The 3,929-nt window shown below is 39.6% G+C and carries 3 protein-coding genes; 1 reads left to right on the top strand and 2 read right to left on the bottom strand.

What is annotated here, in order from left to right; translation table 11 throughout:
* Positions 1–722 precede the first annotated feature (722 nt).
* Positions 723–1,448 carry a hypothetical protein gene (locus ACIQZ6_RS12265; protein WP_395811514.1) on the bottom strand — a complete coding sequence of 242 codons (726 nt, stop codon included), beginning with the start codon at positions 1,446–1,448 and terminating at the stop codon, positions 723–725.
* A gap of 137 nt (positions 1,449–1,585) precedes the next feature.
* Complete coding sequence (locus tag ACIQZ6_RS12260) at positions 1,586–2,530, bottom strand: sulfite exporter TauE/SafE family protein (RefSeq protein WP_395811512.1); 945 nt, start codon at positions 2,528–2,530, stop codon at positions 1,586–1,588.
* Between the two features lie 238 nt (positions 2,531–2,768).
* On the opposite strand from ACIQZ6_RS12260, the gene dinB reads away from it, so the two are divergent.
* The gene (gene dinB, locus ACIQZ6_RS12255) at positions 2,769–3,920 is read left to right on the top strand and encodes a DNA polymerase IV (protein ID WP_395811510.1); all 1,152 of its coding nucleotides are present in this window, start codon (positions 2,769–2,771) and stop codon (positions 3,918–3,920) included.
* Positions 3,921–3,929: the final 9 nt, after the last annotated feature.

The raw sequence follows: 3,929 nt of genomic DNA, 5'->3' as shown, positions 1-3,929 counted from the left end.
GCGAGATAACTCTTCTAAATAAATAAAGACCCTTAATTTGTCTCTGCGAGACAAACGACCTAAAAAAATACTCTCGCAAAGACGCAAAGACGCTAAGGGTTTTCAATTAGTATGAAATTTCGTTTCCGTCATTACTTTGCGTCTCTGCGAGATAACTCTTCTAAATAAATAAAGACCCTAAATTTGTCTCTGCGAGACAAACGACCTAAAAAAATACGCTCGCTAAGACGCGAAGACGCTAAGGGTTTTCAATTAGTATGAAATTTCGTTTCAGTCATTACTTTGCGTCTCTGCGTCTCTGCGAGATAACTCTTCTAAATAAATAAAGACCCTAAATTTGTCTCTGCGAGACAAACGATCTAAAAAAATACGCTCGCAAAGACGCGAAGACGCTAAGGGTTTTCAATTAGTATGAAATTTCGTTTCAGTGATTGTTTTGCGTCTCTGCGTCTCTGCGAGATAACTCTTCTAAATAAATAAAGACTCTAAATTTGTCTCTGCGAGACAAACGACCTAAAAAAATACTCTCGCAAAGACGCAAAGACGCTTTTTATAACGGATAAAGAAATTTGTTTACGCATACTACTAAGTTCCTTCACGCTGTTCAGGATGACAGGTGCATAGCGCAAAAAAAAATATTTGTTTTTGGAAAAGCACACGCGTGCGCTAGCACTGGGCTCATCGCACGTTTATGCATTTACTTAAATGTTATAAAAGAAAGCCTATTTTTGATTTTCTTTAGTCCACACCTCATAAATCGGATTTCCGGTAGAGCTTAACCCAGAATGATGCCAGTTGCCGTCTACTAATTTTCCATCAAAAGAAAGTGAAGCCCCAACCCGACTATTATCACGGGAGAAAAATTCAATCTTCTCAGTATATTTTCCTTTTTCAAAGGTGTAGGAGCCTCCACCAGTGCCAAAGAACTCCTTCGTTTCAGCATTGATAGCAGCCCATTGAAACCTTGAGCCGGTTAGCACTTTCAAAGTTTTTCTGGCTCTTGGCTGACTATAGGTAATCTTACCATCCTGCATCCTTCCTGACATACGCCAGGTACCTGAAAGATTTCCCTGCACCTTATCCAACAAATTCCAGACAGCTTTTTTACCACTAAGATCTGAACTTAGTTTATCCTTCTTGATTATAAAACTATAGTTGATCTTCTGCCAGATCTGATCCTTATCCACCGTATTAAATTCAACAGTAGCGATAAGATCACTCCCTGAAAATTGATAGGTTCCCCCTCTGCTCTGAATGAACTCCTTATTTACCTGATCAAAAATGGTATGCATAAAATATCCGTCAGATAATAACAATACCTGCTCAATAGTGCCTTCTTGAGTTTTCCAAGCACCATTGATAATACCTCGATTTAAACTATTATCTGGTTTGAAACTACTCAGGCAAACAATGAACCCAATAACTAGTAATTTGATGTTCTTTAGCATACCGATCTGATTTTAACATTAAAAATAAGTAAAATCGAAGACAAAAACCTGTTTGGAGTGATTGATAAATTTCAGATTATTTTTTTGGGAATCGATGAGCAATTTTAACTATACAAAAAGCAAAAAAATAATGACTATTAAATCAGCTTCTCAATAGAGTTCCAGATGATCCTCAAACTGGAAAGGATTACTAGTACCCCAACCCCGATAAACATCTTTTTAAGCGGTAATTTTCCGGCCAGCCTGGCAGCAATTGGAGCAGCAACCACACCACCAACAATCAAACCCAAAACAGTTTGCCAGTGGCTAACACCCAGAATTATAAAGAATGTAAGTGCACTGGCCATGGTCACGAAAAACTCCGTTAAGCTCACTGAACCAATCACATATTTGGGTGTACGGCCTTTAGAAATTAATGTACTGGTAACCAATGGACCCCAGCCACCTCCGCCAAATGAATCTAGAAAACCGCCGGCACCAGCCAGCCAGCCAGCATGCTTAACTTTCTGTGCTTTTCTTTTTTCTTTGAAGGCGTTGGTTAATATTCTGACCCCAAGAAGCAGGGTATATCCCGAAATAACAGGCCTAATCCATTGCGAAAAATTATCTCCTGCATAACCCAGAAATATGGCCCCTATAATTGCACCCAGAACACCGGGAATAAGCAGGGTTTTGAATAATTTCATGTTTACATTTCCAAAACGGTAATGGCTAAACCCAGAAGCTCCGCTTGAAAACATTTCTGCCGTATGAATACTTCCTGAAATCACTGCTGGGTTTAATCCACCAGACAATAAAAGGGTAGTTGAAACCACGCCATAACCCATACCTAAAGCACCGTCAACAATCTGTGCACAAAAACCAACCAGCAGCATCCACATAAATTTATCATCGATCTGTTTAGAAAGATCTTTACTTAATGCAACAACAGAGGTATAACCGATATAGGTATAAATAGAATATGCAATAAATAGCATCGCCAAACTAAATAAGGATAGGTAAGCGATTCTTTTCCACTTTCTTTCCTGAGACATTTCAGAGATGTTAGGCGGTACGTCTACTGCACCTTCTTTTAGTTTCATGACCAGTTGATCGTATAAATATAAAGTCTATGGAATTAGTAGACAATTATACTCAAGTTTTTTGTTTGCACCTAATTTATTTTGTTTTTTATTGTAAAAAAAAATGGAGAAAAATCCATTTGATTATGAAATATCCTTTGAGCCATCGTAACATCGATAAATAAATGAATTGCTAAATTATTTTAATTGCTAAAAATTTTAGCATAAATTTGTTTCCCCCGCAACTAAATTTATGCTGATGGATAAACAAATCATACATATTGATCAGGATGCATTTTTTGTATCTGTAGAGCTTCTGAAGAACTCTTCACTGGTTGGAAAACCGGTGATTATCGGGGGCACTTCCGATCGTGGGGTAGTTGCATCCTGCAGTTATGAAGCCCGGAAATTCGGCATTCATTCGGCCATGCCCTCTAGAATGGCCCGGCAGCTTTGTCCGCATGCCATCTTTATCCGCGGTAACATGGACGAGTACAGTAAATACTCACACATGGTCACCGATATTCTGCAAGAAAAAGTACCGGTACTTGAAAAAGCGTCTATTGATGAACACTACATAGACATGACTGGCATGGATCGTTTCCATGGTTGCATGAAATTTGCACATGAACTGAGGCTTCAGGTGATGAAGGAAACAGGTCTGCCCCTTTCTTTTGGTTTATCAGTTAATAAAACGGTATCAAAAATAGCCACCAATGAATGTAAGCCTAACGGAGAACGGCAGGTGCCTCTTGATGAGGTGCAGCCTTTTTTAAACCCCCTATCCATTAAGAAAATACCAGGCTTGGGTCAGGCAACTTATATCAAACTCAGCGAAATGGGAGTTCGCTTTATTTACACTTTATCACAGATCCCCCAGGAGCAGTTGTTCAAAGTACTTGGCAATAATGGAACAAGCCTGTGGCAGAAAGCTCATGGAATTGACCATTCGCCGGTCTTGCCCTACCGTGAGCAAAAATCAATCGGTACTCAAAGCACTTTCGAAACCGACAGTATTGATACGCATACAATTAAGCAGCTGATCACATCCATGGTTACCGATCTTTGCTTTCAACTCAGGGCGCAAAAAAAACTGACAGCCTGTATCACCATAACCATCCGTTATTCCAATTTCGAAACCCATACCCAACAGGCTAAAATACCCTATACCACACTTGATTCCTTCCTGATCGGTAAAGCAAAAGAGCTCTTTGATAAGTTGTATAACCGGCGCATGCTACTTCGTTTGGTTGGGGTTAAACTTTCGCAACTGGTTAGCGGGCATGAGCAAATCAATCTGTACAGTGCCTCAGAAGAACAGTATAAACTGTATCAGGCCATGGATCGCATCCGGAACCGATTCGGGGATAAAGCCGTGAAACTAGCATCAACCATTAATATAAAGCTTTAAGTCATGTAT

It is taken from the genome of Daejeonella sp. (genome assembly GCF_044348475.1).
In the GTDB taxonomy this organism is placed as follows: domain Bacteria; phylum Bacteroidota; class Bacteroidia; order Sphingobacteriales; family Sphingobacteriaceae; genus Daejeonella.
The sequence above is the reverse complement of the archived record's forward strand: the minus strand, read 5'-3'. Positions and strand labels throughout refer to the sequence as shown.

Bases quoted from the DNA above. Each gene is read 5' to 3' on its own strand.
- ACIQZ6_RS12265 (WP_395811514.1), bottom strand. From the start codon at position 1,448: ATGCTAAAGAACATCAAATTACTAGTTATTGGGTTCATTGTTTGCCTG.
- ACIQZ6_RS12260 (WP_395811512.1), bottom strand. From the start codon at position 2,530: ATGAAACTAAAAGAAGGTGCAGTAGACGTACCGCCTAACATCTCTGAA.
- dinB (WP_395811510.1), top strand. From the start codon at position 2,769: ATGGATAAACAAATCATACATATTGATCAGGATGCATTTTTTGTATCT.